Annotated in this window: 19 protein-coding genes; 8 read left to right on the forward strand and 11 right to left on the reverse strand. The window is 47.5% G+C overall.

Features of this window, described 5'->3' with window-relative positions; translation table 11 throughout:
* Positions 1 to 11 precede the first annotated feature (11 nt).
* The gene (locus NOG12_RS06265; RefSeq protein ID WP_313932753.1) at positions 12 to 2,159 is read right to left on the reverse strand and encodes a prolyl oligopeptidase family serine peptidase; all 2,148 of its coding nucleotides are present in this window, start codon (positions 2,157 to 2,159) and stop codon (positions 12 to 14) included.
* Between the two features lie 29 nt (positions 2,160 to 2,188).
* Positions 2,189 to 2,758: a glutathione S-transferase family protein gene (locus NOG12_RS06270; RefSeq protein ID WP_110075673.1), complete on the reverse strand. Its 570-nt coding sequence runs from the start codon at positions 2,756 to 2,758 to the stop codon at positions 2,189 to 2,191.
* Between the two features lie 54 nt (positions 2,759 to 2,812).
* Between NOG12_RS06270 and NOG12_RS06275 the strand changes: the two genes are divergently transcribed.
* A complete protein-coding gene (locus tag NOG12_RS06275) occupies positions 2,813 to 3,424 on the forward strand; it encodes a DUF502 domain-containing protein (protein WP_110075790.1) in 612 nt (203 codons plus the stop codon).
* 5 nt (positions 3,425 to 3,429) lie between these two features.
* The gene (locus NOG12_RS06280) at positions 3,430 to 4,089 is read left to right on the forward strand and encodes an alpha/beta hydrolase (RefSeq protein ID WP_153826569.1); all 660 of its coding nucleotides are present in this window, start codon (positions 3,430 to 3,432) and stop codon (positions 4,087 to 4,089) included.
* Here the strand turns inward: NOG12_RS06280 and NOG12_RS06285 are convergent.
* Genes NOG12_RS06285 through NOG12_RS06300 form a run of 4 tightly spaced genes read right to left on the reverse strand, consistent with a single transcriptional unit; the run spans position 4,086 to position 7,039 of the window.
* The gene (locus NOG12_RS06285; RefSeq protein WP_110075675.1) at positions 4,086 to 5,174 is read right to left on the reverse strand and encodes a 5-(carboxyamino)imidazole ribonucleotide synthase; all 1,089 of its coding nucleotides are present in this window, start codon (positions 5,172 to 5,174) and stop codon (positions 4,086 to 4,088) included. The two genes, NOG12_RS06280 and NOG12_RS06285, sit on opposite strands and share 4 nt — an antisense overlap.
* Entirely contained in the window at positions 5,171 to 5,662 is a 492-nt protein-coding gene (gene purE / locus NOG12_RS06290; RefSeq protein ID WP_313932782.1) for a 5-(carboxyamino)imidazole ribonucleotide mutase, read from the reverse strand. The genes NOG12_RS06285 and purE overlap by 4 nt, the downstream gene beginning before the upstream one ends.
* A 59-nt stretch (positions 5,663 to 5,721) precedes the next feature.
* On the reverse strand, positions 5,722 to 6,744 hold the full coding sequence (locus NOG12_RS06295; protein ID WP_313932754.1) for a diguanylate cyclase: 1,023 nt from the start codon (positions 6,742 to 6,744) through the stop codon (positions 5,722 to 5,724).
* Positions 6,731 to 7,039, reverse strand: coding sequence for a hypothetical protein (locus tag NOG12_RS06300; protein WP_313932755.1), 309 nt, complete (start codon positions 7,037 to 7,039; stop codon positions 6,731 to 6,733). The genes NOG12_RS06295 and NOG12_RS06300 overlap by 14 nt, the downstream gene beginning before the upstream one ends.
* Positions 7,040 to 7,175: 136 nt before the next feature.
* On the opposite strand from NOG12_RS06300, the gene NOG12_RS06305 reads away from it, so the two are divergent.
* Both NOG12_RS06305 and NOG12_RS06310 read left to right on the forward strand, forming a co-directional pair.
* Positions 7,176 to 7,724, forward strand: coding sequence for a hydrolase (locus NOG12_RS06305; RefSeq protein WP_153826566.1), 549 nt, complete (start codon positions 7,176 to 7,178; stop codon positions 7,722 to 7,724).
* 213 nt (positions 7,725 to 7,937) lie between these two features.
* Positions 7,938 to 8,144 (forward strand): cold-shock protein, encoded by a 207-nt coding sequence (locus NOG12_RS06310; RefSeq protein ID WP_034733468.1) that lies wholly within the window; start codon positions 7,938 to 7,940, stop codon positions 8,142 to 8,144.
* A 121-nt stretch (positions 8,145 to 8,265) separates the two neighbouring features.
* Here NOG12_RS06310 and cysE read toward each other — a convergent pair whose 3' ends face one another.
* Positions 8,266 to 9,060, reverse strand: a complete 795-nt coding sequence (cysE, locus tag NOG12_RS06315) for a serine O-acetyltransferase (protein ID WP_313932756.1) — start codon at positions 9,058 to 9,060, stop codon at positions 8,266 to 8,268.
* A gap of 206 nt (positions 9,061 to 9,266) precedes the next feature.
* Here cysE and NOG12_RS06320 point away from each other — a divergent pair, with 206 nt between their 5' ends.
* Positions 9,267 to 10,541, forward strand: coding sequence for a metal-dependent hydrolase family protein (locus tag NOG12_RS06320; RefSeq protein ID WP_110075681.1), 1,275 nt, complete (start codon positions 9,267 to 9,269; stop codon positions 10,539 to 10,541).
* Positions 10,542 to 10,571: 30 nt separating this feature from the next.
* Here the strand turns inward: NOG12_RS06320 and NOG12_RS06325 are convergent, their stop codons facing one another.
* The 3 genes from NOG12_RS06325 to NOG12_RS06335 form a co-directional block, all read right to left on the reverse strand.
* The gene (locus NOG12_RS06325) at positions 10,572 to 11,054 is read right to left on the reverse strand and encodes a DUF2489 domain-containing protein (RefSeq protein WP_313932757.1); all 483 of its coding nucleotides are present in this window, start codon (positions 11,052 to 11,054) and stop codon (positions 10,572 to 10,574) included.
* Positions 11,041 to 11,499 carry a Der GTPase-activating protein YihI gene (yihI, locus tag NOG12_RS06330; RefSeq protein WP_313932758.1) on the reverse strand — a complete coding sequence of 153 codons (459 nt, stop codon included), beginning with the start codon at positions 11,497 to 11,499 and terminating at the stop codon, positions 11,041 to 11,043. The genes NOG12_RS06325 and yihI overlap by 14 nt, the downstream gene beginning before the upstream one ends.
* Before the next feature lie 582 nt (positions 11,500 to 12,081).
* Positions 12,082 to 12,708 (reverse strand): c-type cytochrome, encoded by a 627-nt coding sequence (locus NOG12_RS06335; protein WP_110075683.1) that lies wholly within the window; start codon positions 12,706 to 12,708, stop codon positions 12,082 to 12,084.
* A gap of 112 nt (positions 12,709 to 12,820) precedes the next feature.
* Between NOG12_RS06335 and yihA the strand changes: the two genes are divergently transcribed.
* Positions 12,821 to 13,492: a ribosome biogenesis GTP-binding protein YihA/YsxC gene (yihA, locus tag NOG12_RS06340; RefSeq protein ID WP_110075684.1), complete on the forward strand. Its 672-nt coding sequence runs from the start codon at positions 12,821 to 12,823 to the stop codon at positions 13,490 to 13,492.
* Positions 13,485 to 14,393 carry a DMT family transporter gene (locus NOG12_RS06345; RefSeq protein ID WP_153826561.1) on the forward strand — a complete coding sequence of 303 codons (909 nt, stop codon included), beginning with the start codon at positions 13,485 to 13,487 and terminating at the stop codon, positions 14,391 to 14,393. The genes yihA and NOG12_RS06345 overlap by 8 nt, the downstream gene beginning before the upstream one ends.
* 226 nt (positions 14,394 to 14,619) lie before the next feature.
* Here NOG12_RS06345 and polA read toward each other — a convergent pair whose 3' ends face one another.
* Positions 14,620 to 17,400: a DNA polymerase I gene (polA, locus tag NOG12_RS06350; protein WP_313932759.1), complete on the reverse strand. Its 2,781-nt coding sequence runs from the start codon at positions 17,398 to 17,400 to the stop codon at positions 14,620 to 14,622.
* A gap of 604 nt (positions 17,401 to 18,004) precedes the next feature.
* On the opposite strand from polA, the gene NOG12_RS06355 reads away from it, so the two are divergent.
* Positions 18,005 to 18,283: a hypothetical protein gene (locus tag NOG12_RS06355; protein ID WP_153826559.1), complete on the forward strand. Its 279-nt coding sequence runs from the start codon at positions 18,005 to 18,007 to the stop codon at positions 18,281 to 18,283.
* Positions 18,284 to 18,286: the final 3 nt, after the last annotated feature.

Raw genomic sequence — 18,286 nt, forward strand, 5'->3', positions numbered from 1 at the left:
GCACTTATGGATTACTCTTTAATCCCCATGTTCCACAGGGTAAAGCCGTAAATATCAGCATATTGCTCAATGGTTTTTGATACCGGAGTACCAGCACCATGACCGGCATTGGTCTCAATCCGAATGAGCTGAGGATTGCTACCACCGGCTTTAGCTTGAAGCTCTGCGGCAAACTTAAAGGAGTGCGCAGGTACGACGCGGTCATCGTGGTCGCCCGTAGTGACCAAGGTGGCTGGATATTCCACACCAGACTTGACGTTATGCACTGGCGAATAGCCATAAAGATACTCAAACATCTCTTTGCTGTCTTCTGCAGTGCCGTAGTCATAGGCCCAACCAGCGCCAGCGGTAAAGGTATGATAGCGCAGCATATCTAGTACCCCAACGGCTGGTAAAGCAACTTGCATAAGTTCTGGGCGCTGAGTCATCACCGCACCTACTAACAAGCCACCATTAGAGCCACCACGAATCGCCAAGCGCTCACTTGAGGTAAAGTCTTCAGCAATTAAATACTCGGCCGCAGCAATAAAGTCATCAAACACATTCTGCTTTTGTAACTGGGTACCGGCATCATGCCATGCTTTACCGTACTCACCGCCACCACGTAAGTTAGCTACGGCATACACACCACCAAGCTCTAACCACATGGCATTCGCCATACTAAATGAAGGCGTGAGACTGACATTGAAGCCACCGTAACCATAGAGAATGGTCGGGTTGCTGCCATCGAGCTCTAAGCCCTTTTTATGAGTGATGATCATAGGTACCTTGGTACCATCTTTTGAGGTGTAAAAAACCTGTTTTGATTCATAATCATCGCTATTAAACGCGGTTTGTGGCTGTTCATACACCTCAGATTCGCCCGCATCTGGCTCATAAGCATAGATGGTGCTTGGTGTGCTGTAGTTGGTGAATGAATAGTACAAAGTCTCTTCATCACGCTTACCAGAGAAGCCGCCGACGCTCCCTACCCCAGGTAACGCAACTTCACGTACCTTGTTACCGTCGTAATCGTATTGCTGTACTTGGGCAATTGCGTCCACCATGTATTCAGCAAAGATATAGCCAGCACCCGTTGAGGCACTTAACACATAATCAGTTTCGGCAATAAAATCTTGCCAGTTAGCTGGTTGCGGCGCACTGGCATCAACCGTCACGATTTTTTGATTGGGCGCATCACGGTTAGTAACTAGGTACAGTTTGCTACCCTCGTTATCTAACAACCCAGTATCGCTATCCGTGTCACCCACGATCGTCACTAACTCGCTCTCTGGTTTGGTTAAATCTTTAATAAACAACTTGTTACCAGATGTAGATACGGATGCACTAATCAGCAAATAGTTGTCATCTTCCGTGACATAGCCACCCACATAACGGTGTTTTTCAGCTTCAGTACCGCCAAAAATCACGGCATCGTCAGCTTGTGCAGTACCTAGTTTATGATAATACAGTTTATGCTGGTCGGTTTTCGCTGATAATTCAGACCCTTCCGGCTTATCGTAACTCGAGTAATAGAAGCCTTCGTTGCCATACCAAGAAATACCGCTGAACTTCACGTCGACCAGCACAGGTTCAAGCTGTTCTTTGGTTTCGACATCAATCACAATGATTTTACGCCAGTCACTGCCGCCCTCAGAGATCGCATAAGCAGCAATCGAACCATCTTTTGAGAAGCTCAAGCTAGCCAAGCTGGTGGTGCCATCTTCGCTGAAGGTATTGGGATCAAGAAAGACTTCCGTGTTCCCTTCTGCATCGGTACGGTAAACCACGTATTGGTTTTGTAACCCATCGTTTTTGTAGAAATAGGTGTAGTTACCCTCTTTAAAAGGTGAGCCTACTTTTTCATAGTTCCACAGCTCAGTTAAGCGGTCTTTGATCTTCGCTCGTAATGGGATTTCATTTAGGTAAGCGAACGTTACTTCGTTTTGAGCTTTCACCCAAGCTTCAGTTTCTGCGCTACGATCGTCTTCTAACCAACGGTATGGGTCAGCTACGCTCGTACCAAAATAGGTATCAGTGACGTTGCCTCGAACCGTAGTTGGATAAGTGATAGACGACGGTACGGATGTCTGCATGGAAGCCTCCGTTGAGGTCTCTTCTGGTTGCGGCGAGCAAGCACTTAAGAGTGCCAAGCTAGCCACCGCGGCGATATATTTCATAGGTCAATAACTCCCTTCGATTGTTATTATTAGCTCAGCGCTGGGTGTGTGTTAGCAAACCAAGGCTGACCATTTAGTGCCAATAAAAATTGTTGTAAATTCGGGTAATGCAAAATATCTATTTGCTGCCGAAATTGGGCCCAGCTCAAATAGCAAGCCAACCGTAACAGCCCATCTGATAATTGCTCGGGCTGTTCTGGTAGGCTCCACGTACGTTGATTCAACAACGCTAAAATGGCCTCAATGCGCTGCTGCTGACGCTGCAAGTAGGCACTATGCTCAGCTGTTAAGCCATCTCGTTCAAGCAAAAAGAGATTAATGGTAGTGTCTAATGCGGTGTTCACCATGCAAAACAGATCATAGTCCGCTGCATCTTGACAAAAAGCTTGTCCAGCTTGCTCACGTAGGTAACGAACAATAGAGGCAGAGTCATAAAAGGTCTGCTCATTATGTTGTAAAAAGGGCACCCGATACGTAGGTGAATGCTGACCACTTGCTTGTTGATCGGTCATAATAAATTGGTACGGTTGCTGCTGTAATGCCAACACAATGCGGCAATGCCGTACATAAGGTGAGGTATAACTGCCAAATAACTTCATAATCGCCCTCAAAAGACGTTAAGCTATAGAAACATGTCGCTAGAGATTATCACAATGAAAACCGCCATACAGTATTTACTCAAAGGCTTGGCTATTTTGTTGCCGCTGGTGGTAACAATCGCTTTAGCTCATTGGTTATTGGTGACCATCGAAACCTGGTTAAGCCCGATCTGGAAAGCCTTGCTTGGGGATAAGTATTATTTGCCCGGGCTGGCTTTTGTCAGCTTTTTGGTGTTGGCCGCAGCGGTCGGCTTTAGCTCGCAATGGACAGCACTGAATAAGCTCTGGCAGTTGCCAGGAAATATTATGGAGCGGATGCCATTACTTCGCAGTATTTATGGCACCATCAATGATGTTTTTGATCTGATGTCGGGCAAAAGTTTCTCCGACGAGTCGGTGGTGCTGGTGCATTTGCCCGGCGGCGATATTCGTTTGATTGGCATCGTCACCAAAAAGAGTGGAATTAAAGGCGATCGCCTGTCAGAAACTTTAGATGATGACCACATTGCAGTGTTTCTCCCCATGAGCTACAACGTGGGCGGGTACATGATCATGGTACCGCGTAGCGCCGTGACTCCCTTGGACATGTCGGCAGCTGACGCCATGCAATTAACTATCAGCGGCGGTTTAGGTAAAAACCGCAGCAACAACAAATCTGGAGAATAACTCATATGTCGTATTTAGCTTGCGAGCAAATTGAACCTCAGCAGCCCGCAACTCATGCCATCATTTGGTTACATGGCCTTGGTGCCGACGGTCATGATTTTGTACCCTTGGTGCCTCACCTGCAGTTACCTGCGGGGGTGCATGCACGCTTTATCTTCCCCCATGCTCCGCACCTGCCAGTAACCATTAATGGTGGTATGCGCATGCCCGCTTGGTACGATATTCTGAGTATGAGTATTGAGCGTGAGGTCGATGAACAGCAGTTGCGTGAATCCGCAGCGCAAGTACAGGCACTGATTGAACGTGAGCTAGAACGCGGAATTAAACCTGATCACATTGTTCTTGCAGGCTTCTCTCAAGGCGGTGCGGTAGTTTACGAAGCAGCTCTCAGTTATCCCAAGCGCCTCGCCGGGTTGCTGGTGCTATCAAGTTACTTAGCGACACATCAAAGCATTCAACCACACAGCGCTAATGCTGATCTGCCCATTTTAGTGCAACATGGCAGCCAAGATCCGGTCGTCGCTGAAGCTCTTGGTAGACATGCCCAGCAATGGCTGGCTGAGCATAACTATCAAGTGCAATATCAGACGTTTCAGATGCAACACCAGGTGTGTCCAGAACAGATAGCCGCCATTAGCAAATGGCTGCAGCAGGTATTGGCTTAATCAGCCAAGACCTGCAACTTATGCGCCCATTGGCTCACCCATTGCTGGGCCGTATCACGATTGGCTGTACGAATATTGACATGACCAACCTTACGGCCCGGGCGAGCTTCTTTGTTGTACCAATGACAATCGGTATCGGCATGGTGCCACAATCCAGCTGGAATTTGTTCGGCACCAATCACGTTTAACATCAGCGTGGGCGTTAATCTTAATAACGGCAATGGCATGCCAGTTAGCGCCCGAATATGCAGGTCAAATTGGCTACTATTGGCGCCGGTCATGGTCCAATGACCCGAATTGTGTACGCGCGGGGCAATCTCGTTTACCAACAACTTAGTTTGTTGCTGTTCTTCCACCACAAAAAATTCAATCGCAAGCACACCGACATAATTTAACGCATCTGTAAGACGTTTAAAGCATGCCTCAGCTTGCTGCTGCAATGCATCTGACACAGGGTCTATCGCACCTAAGCTATAACTTAAAATACCGCGCTCATGAACATTGGTAATCAGTGGATAGCAACAAATACTACCATCCTTACTGCGCGCTCCTACCAGCGATACTTCGCGCTCAAACGCTATCATTTGTTCAGCGATACCGGGCGCTTGGCCGGCAGCAGCAGCTACTTCTGCTACCTCATCAGCCACCCCAAAACGCCACTGCCCTTTACCGTCATAGCCGCCACGAGCTGCTTTAAGAACCAACGGCTGCTCCGCCTGCTGGAGGATCTTGGTTAGCTCATCGGCGTTGTGGTAAGTTTGCCACGGAGAGGTTGGCACTTGGCAATCATCAAATAATTTCTTCTCGGCGCGGCGATCGGTAAGGCTCTTAATGCGTGCGGGGTCCATCAAAAATTTATCATGCGCTGCAGCGATGATATCCGCCGGAATATCCTCGTGTTCCCAGCTAACCACGTCCGCCCAAGCAATAGCTTCGGCTAAGCTCATGCTCAAGTCTAGTTGTGCACTCAAAGGTTTAACGGTGTTACTACGGGTACTAAAAAGTAGACACTCATGGCCATGGCTAATCCCGCTCGCGCCAAGCATCTGACCTAGCTGGCCGTCACCGATAAACAGAATTTTCATGCATCTAACTCCAGCTTAGACCCTTGTAATACTTGCTCACGCTGGTGGGCTCTAAAAGCCTGAACCTTAGCGCGTACGGTGGGCTCAAACGAACCGATAACCTGAGCCGCCAACAAACCAGCGTTTGCGGCACCGGCGTCACCAATCGCAAGAGTACCTACGGCTACACCTTTTGGCATTTGCACAATAGATAGCAAGCTGTCTAAACCCTTAAGTTGTTTGCTCGGAACTGGCACACCAAAGACCGGAATAGCAGTGAATGCGGCTAACATTCCTGGCAGATGCGCAGCGCCGCCGGCGCCAGCAATCACCACGGGCACCCCATCTTGTTCAGCTTGCTGCATCGTGGTTTGCAGTAAATCGGGAGTACGGTGGGCAGAGACCACTTGCGCTTGCCAAGCAACGCCTAAGTCTTCCAACATTTTTGCTGCGTTCTTCATTACGGGCCAATCTGATTTCGACCCCATTAAGATCAATACCGGTGCCATGCTAGCTGCTCCTGTTTTAAAGGAGCGAATTGTAGCCATGCTGTCCGCTCGGTGCAAATTTATTGCGCAATTCTAAGCCGATCTCGACCTTGGCTTTTCGCTGTATCCATAGCATCGTCGGCCTTTTCTAACAGTTGCTCCCAGCTTTCGCCGGGACGCCATTGAGTAACCCCAGCGCTGGCCGTTACCCGCCCCATCATGCTTTTGATAGCAAAAGGTTCATGGCGTAAATTATCCAGTACACAGCCACTGTACTGCGCGGCCTCCCGTAAACTGGCATTAGGAAAAATCACAATAAACTCTGCGCCATTGCCGCGAATAAAAATATCATCTGGACGACAGCAGTCGCGAATACGGCGAGCCGTATCTTGCAATACCGCATCGCCAAACATATAGCCGAATTTATCGTTGACCGCTTTAAAGGCATCTAAGTCTATTAACATCAAACACAAAGAGTGCTGACGCTGCTCAGCTTGTTGTAGGTGGTGTTGCAGTAATTCATCTAAATATTCGCGTTTGTAAAAACCAGTGAGAGGGTCTGAGGTGGTCGCCTTAATCAGATTACGCTGCATGTTCAGCATCATCACTAGAAAGGTTGCGCCAACCGCAATTAGAACCAACATGGAGAGACCGATGCGCCACGCGTAGTCGAACGGTAAAAACTGATACATTGCCGCGGCAAAAAGCGCGTACACCAGCATAATGACCAGAATGAAGATGGTTTTATCGAACATAAAAAAGACCATCGCCAATACCGGGTACATCCAGTACACCGCCATCATGCCGGCACTTTTCATGCTAAAACTAACCAAGGCGCCTAGCGCACAAACAAACACGAAGTTAATCCACTGTGGGGCCAAGTGCTGTTGATATCTCCACCAGGTCACCACAAAGGCACCGCCCACCAAAAGTAATACCAATGCTTGCCACCAAGCCTTGTCCATGGCTGCTAAGACCGCTAGCATGAGCAATATTGCTCCTACGCCAAAGTAGATGGTGCGCATCGCAACTAAGCGAAAACGCTGCCAGACGTTCGTTGGCATGATTGCAGCGGTAGGCATAAAGGAGCTAAATTCGGTCATGGGTTGGCATTCCTGTCGGCACTTGACTCACTTGATTACGACCCTGTTTCTTGGCTTCAAGTAAAGCAGTATCTGTTTGATTAATCCATTGGCTCCAAGTCATTTCTGCTGCCAATTCTGCCACCGCCGCGGCAATAGCTCCGGCCACTAGAATCATCAAAGTTTGCCACCAGTGCCCCATCCAGCCTTGCACTGCAGCCAACAACAGGGTGGTGCCCGCAATAAACCAGACGATATTGCCGGTTACCTTGTTTCTAAACTCTTGCAGCACCGCATCAGCGGAAATCGGTTGCATCTGGACCGCATCCTTGTGATGTTCTTGTTTAAATTAAACTAACAACTTACTATGGTTTCTATCAAACTATAACTAACCTCTATTAAACGCAATAGCTTTTGGCTGACTTGTATTACCTCTAGAAAAGGAAGATGACATGTTACTTCGTGCTGAAGATACAGTTGTACTTATCATTGATGTACAGCAGAAACTCGCTCCGGTGATTCACCAAAGCGATAAAGTAGTGGCAAGAGTGCGCTGGTTAGGTGAAATTGCTAACGAGCTCAATGTTCCGATTCTGGTCACTGAGCAATATCCTAAAGGGTTAGGCATCAGTGTTGACGAGTTGGCTGGGGTGATTGAAAACGCCCAGGTTATCGAGAAAATGCATTTTAGTGCCATGCAAGAACCTAATTTTACCTCTGCTTTAGCCGACATGGATCGCAATCAAGTGGTGTTGATGGGGATGGAAACCCATGTCTGTATTCTACAAACCGCCATCGACCTCATTAGTACCGGCAAGCAAGTGTATGTGGTGGAAGATGCCGTGAGTTCTCGCCGCGATAGCGACAAACAAGCCGCTCTGCATCGTTTACGCCAAGCCGGTGCCATCATCATCACGTCGGAGATGGCTGCTTACGAATGGCTACACCGTTCCGGCACAGATACTTTCCGCCATATTACTAAAAACTGGATTAGGGGCTAAGTTGGCGGTTAAGCAATAAACAAGCGTTAATAAATCTTTAATTGACTCTTTAGGTGATCAGCGTATACTGGCGGTCGCTAGAAAAAATTCGGCTGTCTAATTGTGGCCTGTTACGAAGTCTATTGCTGTACCTCGTTTTGTAAGTCCCAAGTAATACACGTATTTTTATTAGCATTACCCTAGATTTTCACATGCAATACGAGGAATCACGGCATGTCTACAGTAACTGGTAAAGTAAAATTCTTTAACGAAGCTAAAGGTTTCGGTTTCATCGAGCAAGAGCAAGGCGCAGACGTATTCGTACATTTCAGCGCTATTCAGTCTGACGGTTTCAAAACCTTAGCTGAAGGTCAAACTGTTCAGTTCACTATCGCTCAAGGTCCTAAAGGCCCACAAGCTGAAAACGTAGTACCTATGTAAGACGTTGCCTTAGCAACGCATTTAGCGAAACGCATTCTAAAAAGCCGCTCAATGAGCGGCTTTTTTTCGTCTAAAGACCCATATTCAAAGGCGCCGATCCAAAGGTGCCGATCCAGAGATGTTAGTGCTGTTCGCGCTTGCGCTGCTCTGCAGCTGCTTTTTCAGCATCAATAAAATCTTCATCGTCCAGTTGCACTTGGGGTATTTCTTCGCAGACATTACCACCTAGCTTGTTTACTGCGCAGCATAGGTCACTAACCTTCTGGTCCAGTACATGCACATGGTCGAGCATGCGACCAATGGCGGTTGCTACTGGGTCTGGATTATCAGCTGAGATGGCGTAGGCATCAAAGCCGTATTGCTTAGCCATTTGTTCGCGCCGCCTGGTGACTTCAGCATTAACTGGAGAGCCTGCCACTCGCGCCGGGATGCCGACGACGGTATTTTCAGCTGGTACATCTTTTACGACCACCGCATTTGAGCCAATCCGCGCATTTTTACCAATGGTAATAGGCCCTAAGACTTTAGCCCCTGCCCCAATCACCACCCCATCGGCTAGCGTTGGGTGACGTTTGCCTTGGTTCCAACTGGTACCGCCCAAGGTAACCCCATGATAAATGGTCACATCGTCACCAATCTCAGCGGTTTCACCAATCACCACACCCATACCGTGATCAATAAAGAAACGGCGCCCAATGCGTGCACCTGGGTGGATTTCAACGCCGGTAAGCCAGCGCGCTAAGGTAGAAATAAAACGCGCTAACCAATAGCAACGCCATCCCCACAATTTGTGCGCCATACGGTGCCACCAAATAGCGTGTAAGCCTGGATAGGTCGTCAGAACTTCAAAACTGTTGCGTGCCGCAGGGTCGCGAGCGAAAACACTGCGAATATCTTCTCGAATACGCTTAAACATAGGGTTGTGGCCAGTAAGAATTAAACGACGGCTAGTATAACAAAAGTTGCTCTTTAGCGTTACCTTAAGCAAGTGCTTTTGTGGGACTGTTGTCTAACATTTGACCTAACCCCCAAGACAGCGCTATGGTGAAAGTCAGCCGCCGCTCAGGCAGCACTGGCGCACCTGTTGCACCAGCAGAACAACAATAACAGCGAGACTACAGCATGCGTACATTACTATCAGCTTCAATCCTTTTAGCTCTATCAGGCAGCGCCTACGCGGACACCTTGGTCTATGCGGGGACCTTAATAGACGGCACCCAAAATAAACCACAGCAACAAATGACTATTGTTATTGATGAGGGCCGTATTATCGGCATAGAACAAGGCTACAAAACCGCTACCGCTGATGATCTCGTCATCGACCGTAAAGACAGTACTGTTATGCCAGGGTTTATTGATATGCACACCCACCTTACCTCGCAGTTGGGTCCTGGCAGTTACATGAATAAGTTCACCAAAAGCGCGGCGGATGTCACGCTAGATGCAGTGAGCTATGCCGAAAAGACGCTGTTAGCAGGTTTCACCACAGTGCGCGAGCTAGGTGACTCCTACAATGCCAGTATCGCCTTAAGAGATGCTATTCAGGCTGGTAAGGTGCGAGGTCCTCGTATCTATTCAGCGGGTAAATCCATTGCGACCACAGGCGGCCATGCAGACCCCACCAATGGTGCCAAAGAAGGCTTATATGAACAACCAACCCCAGCGGATGGTGTCGTTGATGGCCCCTATGACGCACGGAAAGCGGTCAGAGCTCGCTATCAAGATGGTGCGGATCTGATCAAACTAACCGTAACCGGTGGTGTCTTGAGTGTTGCAAAAAGTGGCCACAATCCACAGTTCATGATGGATGAACTGCGCGAAATTGTAACAACTGCCAAAGACTACGGCATGAAAGTCACCGTCCACGCCCATGGTAAAGAAGGCATGTTACGCGCCATTGAGGCCGGGGTAGACTCTATTGAGCATGGCACCTACATGGATAAAGAAGTGATGCGTGCGATGAAGAAGAATAACGTCTATTATGTGCCAACCATCACCGCCGGACGTTCGGTAGCAGACCGCGCCAAGATAGACGGTTATTTTCCCGAGTTAGTGCGACCTAAAGCTGCCGAGATTGGCCCTAAGATTCAAAACACCTTTGCTGAAGCCTATAAATACGGTGTCAAAATAGCTTTTGGTACCGATGCGGGGGTTTATGACCACGGCGAGAACTATCGTGAGTTTCAGTACATGGTTGAGGCTGGCATGCCACCTCTTGAGGCCATTCGCGCTGCTACGGCTGAAGCTGCTACCCTACTCGGAGTAAGTGACATTGGCACCCTTAAAGTGGGCAATAAGGCCGATGTGGTTGCTGTCCCAGGTAATCCACTTGAAGATATCAGCTTGATGAGTGAGATCAATTTGGTTATCAAAGACGGGCAGGTCTATAAGCAATAACGTGTTTGGCAAACTGCAGGACTTTGCTAGTTAAGCAAAGTCCTTCAGTAACTGGCGTACATCATTCAAAATCTGCTGCTCTAGCTCCACTTCATAGCCTTCACGCTCGCGATCCATTTTACGGATCTCTTGCTTTGGATACTGTTTACGGGCGTCATGAGTAGGCATGTGCTTAATACGTTCATACATATCATGCAACGCTGGGTAGCGCTCAGCATACTTGGCTGTATTGGATTCGACCCGCAAATCAAGCAGCACCACTAATCGCAGTGCGCCCTCAGAATGCGGACATTGCCCCTGCTCCATGGCCTTGGCAATGGTCACAATGCTTTCTAGCAGGCGCTCATTACGTCCCGCTAGGGCTTCATCGCGACGCTGATCCAACTGACGCCGCTGAAACTTGACTTGCGCAATCAAACGTCCAGCATAAAAAGCTAAGCCGGCAATGATCAGAACCCCAGCAACAAGTATTAGCCAACCCCACCAGGGCATGTGTGCATCAATCATCATCATCCTCATCGTCGTTTAGATCTAAGCCCAATAGCTCTGCTAGTTGCTCAAAGCGCGTGGTACGTTCATCTACATAACGAGATTCAGCTACAGATAGTTCATCGCCTTCATCTAAACGGTCCAATAGATCCTGCAACCGCTCATCATTTTCTATGGCTGCGAGTTCCGCCATAGCTGCTTTACGGTCAAAACTTGGTACTACGGGTGCCACTGCATCTGCAGCCATAAGGGTGATGGGTTTTTTACTACCTAACCGTGGATCATGGACATTAGCCTGAGCCGTTGCCTGAGCTTTACTGGCTGGTGCAACGTTGAATCTACTCCCAGGTTTACGACCTTTACCAGCGTGCGCGCCTGAGGCATCGGATTTACTCTTTTCCCACTCGGGAATAACGCGTTTTGAAGGGGCTAATGGCCCTGTTTTGCGGGTTTTCTTACGGCGTGTCATATAGTGCCATTCCAACTGTGGAAGTGAATAAACTGGCTACTAGTTTACCTTATCTTGGCGGCAATAAAAAAGGCGATGTTGCCATCGCCTGATTTATTCTCATCTTTCCACACAGCGCACGTGCGATTTTCGAGAACGGTTGTCACTATCTTCCTTGTTTTTAATTATAACGTCCCTGAGCTTTTTATTATTATTGTTATTATGTTAAGCGCATTAACCGAGCTCTGTTATTTTTATTGTGCTTGGTTAAAAGGTGGCCTCCTGGCCGTGTTGTTATTCCCTGGATTATTATTCTTTTCTACGTGAACCTTTTTGGGTCATTCTTGCCTTAATTAATAACCCGCTTGATTCTCGCTACGCCACTAATCACGTGGGCTTGCTTGATTTCAATGGCATTCAGACTACTGATTCACAAAATTTAATCAATGACTTTTATGTTATAAGAAAGGTATTTCATATAACCATAATTGACAAATCGTTATTTTACGCGGGTTTAACAGTCATTCGGATGCAACAAAAAAATAAAAAGGGCAGCTATCAAGCTGCCCTTTTTGCTCATATTTTGTGCGTTATCCGCTAGGCTTAGTACAAGCCTTGGATGTATTGAGACAAAATTTCAATATCTTTATCGGTCAGTTTACTGGCAACGTCACGCATCATATTGTTCATATCGTTGGCACGTTCACCGCTGCGGAACAATTCTAACTGTTGTTTCGTATAAGCCGCATGCTGACCAGAAATATCTGGGAAATTAGCTAAACCCATGCCATCGCCACGCGGACCATGACAAGCTGCACAAGCTGCAATACCACGAGTTTCATCACCAGCGATAAATAGCTTTTTACCGGCAGCAATGACATCTTCAGGTGCTTCGCCACCGCTCATGTCTTTACCAGCATAGAAAGCCGCCAAGTCAGCCATGTCTTGCTCACTTAACATCATTACTTGGCCCTGCATGATTGCGTTAGCACGGCCTTGCGAGCCGCCGGTTTCAGCAGCTAGCTTATAATCTTTTAATTGTTTAAACAGGTACCCTTCATGCTGACCCGCAATTTTCGGGTACATATCCGATGGAGCATTACCATCAGGTCCGTGACATGCGGCACATACGGCGGCTTTTTGTTGACCTGCTTCGGCATTACCAGTAGCCGCCATGGCAAACCCGGTCAAACCAACGTAGAGGCCTACGAACAATGCAATTTTTTTCATGATCGATATCTCTGCTCTGGATGTTGTAACAGACGCTATTTTACACAAAAGTTGTAAGGATTAAACGCCTAATCATGCTAGTATACGCTTTCTATTGAGGTCTGGCACGTCTATGAGCACCATATTAAACTTTCAACCAACAAAATTTATCACCAGCGCAGCCGATATTCGACAATTACCTGATGACTCAGGGGTCGAGATTGCTTTTGCTGGGCGTTCTAATGCTGGTAAATCTAGCGCATTAAACACTATCACACGGCAGAAGGCGCTGGCTCGCACCAGTAAGACTCCTGGCCGCACCCAACTAATCAACGTATTTGAGGTACTTCCGGGTAAGCGTCTTATTGACCTACCTGGTTATGGATACGCAAAAGTACCGATTGCGATCAAAGAAAAATGGCAACAAGCGCTAAGCGAGTATTTACAAAAGCGTCGCTCGCTCAAAGGCCTCGTATTATTGATGGATATCCGTCACCCCTACCGTGATGTCGATCAAGAATTATTGCATTGGGCCACCGAGAGCGAAATCCCGGTGCTGGTGCTGCTTACCAAAGCGGACAAGCTTAAACCAGGAGCCCGTAAGTCAACCTTATTACAGGCACGCGAGGCCGCTATGGTGTTTGGTGGTGACATCACCATTGAAATGTTCTCATCGCTGAATCGCTTAGGCCTGCCAGCAGTTGAGGCAAAACTGAGTGACTGGTTAAATCAGCCCGTCGTTGACGAAGCTGTAGAGCTTGATGACAGCTTGGACACGGAGTCAGTATCACCGGATCATGAATAGCACACAGTCTCCTGAGGTACCGCCATTAAAGGCTTGGTTGCTGCTGTTACTTTTGGCCCTGATTTGGGGCAGCTCGTTTTTGTTGATCAAAAAAGGGTTGCTCACTTTTAGTCCAGATCAGTTGGCTGCGTTGCGAATTGCCTCAGCTGGCTTGGTACTGCTTCCGCTCATAGTGAAGCGAGTGCATAATGTGCAGCGTCATCATTGGCCCAAGCTCATAAGTGTTGGCTTGGTTGGTAGTTTTATTCCAGCCTTTCTATTCGCCTTCGCTCAAACTCAGTTACCCAGCGGCGTTACCGGCGTCCTCAATACCTTTACTCCGCTTGCGACCCTTGTGATAGGGGTCTTTATTTTCAAGCAAGTAGCAAAGCCGCAACAATGGTTAGGTATTGCTATAGGTTTAGTAGGTACGACGCTACTCGTAACTGCAGGAGAAGCCGGAGCGTTTGCGTTTAATCAGTATGGATTACTTATTCTTGCTGCCACCGTGTGTTACGGCCTCAATTTAAACCTCATCAAACACCATATTCCTGATCTTAGTGCGCTAACCATTACTGGCGTGTCGTTATTTCTAGTAGCGCCACCAGCCTTGTTGTATCTGCTGTTTGCCACGCCATTCATCGCCCAAGTGAGCGATTTTGAGAGCGTTCAGCTATCCTTGGCGGCGGTATTAGTGCTGGGTATTGTAGGTACGGCAGCAGCTCTGGTTATCTTTAACACGGTCGTGAAATTAACCGACACCACCTTTACTAGTTCAGTCACCTACCTGATTCCGATTGTTGCCCTCATTTTAGGCGTACTTGATGGTGAGCCGTTCTTAATGGCCCATGGGTTTGGTATGGCTGCTATTTTATTCGGTGTTTGGATTGCCAATCGTCGGTCGCGTAAAAAGCCGCTTTAACCTCGCTTAGAAAAGAAAAAGCCCGGCACAAGGCCGGGCAAAAGTCATACTACAATCCAGGGAGAGAACATCTCTGAAAGGTTAATCAAACGACACTTAAAAACTCGTTTAATGCGCCTTTCACTAATTCAGACTGGCTAAATTTTGATAAGTTCCAAAAACCTGAATTTTTTTTGCATAATTTGCCAATAAGTTCATAACCATTTGTTTTTAAATACTTTAAAAATTAATGCGCTTCATCCCAGTTGTCGCCTACCCCAGCTTCGGCAATCAATGGCACTTGTAGTTCCGCGGCTTGCTCCATCACTGCTACCAGCTTAGCTTGATAGTCTGCGACCTTGTCGGTTTTTACTTCAAAGACCAATTCATCATGTACCTGCATGATCATTCGAACATCGTCAGTCGTCGCTTCTGTCTCGATAAAATCAGCCACCGCTATCATCGCACGCTTAATAATATCCGCAGCAGAGCCCTGCATTGGGGCGTTGATCGCGGCTCGCTCAGCGGCCTTTCTACGCATCGCATTTTGAGCTTTGATTTCTGGCAAGTGCAGTCTACGTCCGTAGATAGTTTTCACGTAACCATCTCGTTTGGCTTGTTCGCGGGTTTCTTCCATGTACCGCAGCACTCCAGGAAAACGGTCAAAATACTTATCCATGTACAGCTGAGCTTCATGACGCGGAATATCCAGTTGACGGGCTAAACCAAACGCCGACATGCCGTAGATCAAGCCAAAGTTAACTGCTTTGGCGCGACGCCGCTGTTCGCTAGTGACAGCATCTAAGGCGACACCGAAAACTTCTGCGGCTGTGGCTTTATGAATATCCCGACCTTTAGAAAACGCCTCAACCAAAGCTGGGTCTTGCGATAAATGAGCCATAATACGCAGCTCAATTTGACTGTAGTCGATAGCCATAATGGAGTAACCCGCAGGCGCGGTAAAAGCTTTACGAACTCTCCGCCCGGCTTCATTTCGAATAGGAATATTCTGCAAATTAGGGTCACTTGAACTCAAACGACCGGTGGCAGTTACCGCCTGATGGTAAGAAGTATGAATACGTCCGGTACGGGGATTCACCATCTTAGGTAGCTTGTCCGTGTAGGTTGATTTCAGCTTACTTAGGCCACGGTGGCGTAGAATGATATCTGGTAGCGGATAATCTAAGGCTAGTTCTTGCAGCACGTCTTCAGCGGTCGAGGGGGCACCCTTGGGCGTCTTTTTCTGCACTGGAATTTGCAGTTTCTCAAATAAAATCGTCTGGAGTTGTTTGGTAGAGCTTAAATTAAAAGTCTCGCCCGCAATCTCATAAGCTTGCGTTTCTAACTGCTGTAATTCTTTAGCTATCTCATGACTTTGTAGCGCTAACTGCTGAGCATCGATTTGCACGCCTTGTTGCTCAATAGCCACAAGGATTGGCACGAGTGGCAGTTCGATGGTTTCTAACACCGACTTAAGCTCGGTCACATCAGCAACTTGGGGCCACAACTGTTGATGCAAGCGCAAGGTGACATCGGCATCTTCAGCGGCATAAGGTGCGGCTTGCTCTAAAGCAATTTGATTAAAAGTGAGCTGTTTGGCACCTTTACCAGCAATCTCTTCAAACGAGATAGACTTATGACCAAGAAACTGCAAGCTTAGGCTGTCCATATCATGGCGCGATGCCACACTGTTCAAGACGTAACTATTGAGCATGGTATCGTTCTTGATACCCGCTAATTTAATCCCGTAGCGGCGTAGAATATGGCTGTCATACTTCAGGTTTTGGCCAATCTTTTGGGGCTTTGTGTCTTCTAACAAAGGTTTAAACAAAGCTAAGACTTCGGCCCGGTCAAGCTGATCTGGGGCCCCAGGGTAATCATGAGCAAGCGGAATATAGCAAACCTCGGTTGCCGAAGTCGCAAAAGACATGCCCACCAGTTCGGCTTCCATATAATTCAGACTGGTCGTTTCAGTATCAACCGCAAAATAGTCGGCCTGCTGTAATTTCTCCAACCACTGCTGCAACTGGGGCATGCTAGTGATGAGCTGATATTGGTCCGGTTGGAATGGCGCTCCTGCTGTTGGTGCAGCAGCGGCCGCAGCCGGAGTTGCAGCCAATCCGAGCGCTTGGTCCGTGCTAGCACCTTCAGCTAGGACCTCAGCTAACCAGCGTTTAAATTCATATCTTTGATACAAGCTTACCAACTGCTCCTGATCGGCCGGCTTGATCGCTAGTTGATCTGGAGTAAAATCTAACGCCACATCAAGCTTAATGGTAGCTAATTCGCGCGAGAGCTTTAGAATATCGCAATGCTCACGCAGCTTGTCGGGCATGGTCTTTGCCCCACGAAAACTTAGTTGTGCTAGCGCATCAGGGTCGGCCAGCATCGCATCGATCGAACCCATGCCAGTTAACATGGCTAAGGCGGTTTTTTCACCTACTTTAGGTAGCCCCGGAATATTATCTGAGCTATCACCCATCAAGGCCAAATAATCGATGATTTGTTCAGGTTCAACCCCGTATTTAGCAACGACACCGGCTTGGTCTAATAAGGTATCCGTCATGGTATTAATCAACATGACATGGTCATTCACCAATTGCGCCATGTCTTTGTCACCGGTACTGATCAAGGTAAAACGCCCCTCCTCGCCGGCTTGACGAGCAAGGGTACCAATCACGTCATCAGCTTCTACACTATCAATGCATAACAAGGGTAATCCCAATGCCCGTACTATGTCGTGCAACGGCTGAATCTGCTGACGTAGGTCATCAGGCATAGGTGGCCGGTTCGCCTTGTACTCAGCATACATATCATTTCGGAACGTGGGCCCTTTGGCGTCAAAAACAACGGCCATATGCGATGGCTGATATTTCTTCAATAAACTGCGTAGCATATTAACGACACCATAAATGGCTCCAGTTGGCTCCCCTGCTGCGGTGGTAATATGCGGTGGCGCATAATATGCGCGAAATAAATAAGATGAGCCATCAACTAATATGAATGGATTCTTTGGAACTTCAGCCATGATGTGTCTCTACTTGAGCTTCGTTGCTTTAGGGTGCATAGGTGTTATGCCAGTCGTGTTGCTAGGATGCCACAGGCGCCGTTAAGACGCCAGAATGATACCTTAGCTCAACTTGAATACAAATGTGGACAACCTGTGCATAAGTCTGTGTGCAACGACCTATCGCACCAGCTAAAGGTAATCAACCTCTGGTGTGCATTTTTGAATTAAGGGCTTTTAAAACAAGGGGTTACGAACTAGAAATCCCCATAACTGCGTTTTATTTTTATTTTTCTTTCAGTTGTGGAAACTGATTTAAAGCTACAGCCAAATGGGCGCTAAGCTTATGCGGTTTTTTGCTAACCGGTCTGAAAGACTACCATAAAGAAAATGGAATACCAGCCTAATTTTTGATCTTTTTAGATCATTTTTTAACCTTGCTGATTTCCTTATAAATTTAAAAGGAATCAACATTTGCTTAGTTTTCGTATATACTCACTGTCATAGTTCGGCGATATCTGATCTATACTATTGTTTTAAGATGACAGTGGCCAAAGCTGATCAACCTATCATCCATAGGTTATACTTGCGCCAAACTTGGGTAACTAGCTACGCACGTGGTGTTATGGAAACTGAATCAATGAAACTCAGCACAGAAGAACTTCGGCAACTTGAAGATTTTGAGCGCCGACGTATTGCATTGAATCAGTCAGAGTGGTGGGAACGCCTCTCGATGGACCAGAAATTTGGTGTCTACCAGTTACAGAAGTTTGGCTATGACCTCGCCTTTATTCGCAACACCGAGGCAGGTCCGCTTGCTGTGGTTAGGCGCGGCAGTGAGTTTGCGACCGTAAACCATGAAGGTGATGTCGATTTAAGCCCCAATATTGTGTTGCGTGACTAATCC

This window comes from Pseudidiomarina fusca (genome assembly GCF_032227045.1).
GTDB classification, from domain to species: Bacteria; Pseudomonadota; Gammaproteobacteria; order Enterobacterales; family Alteromonadaceae; genus Pseudidiomarina; species Pseudidiomarina fusca.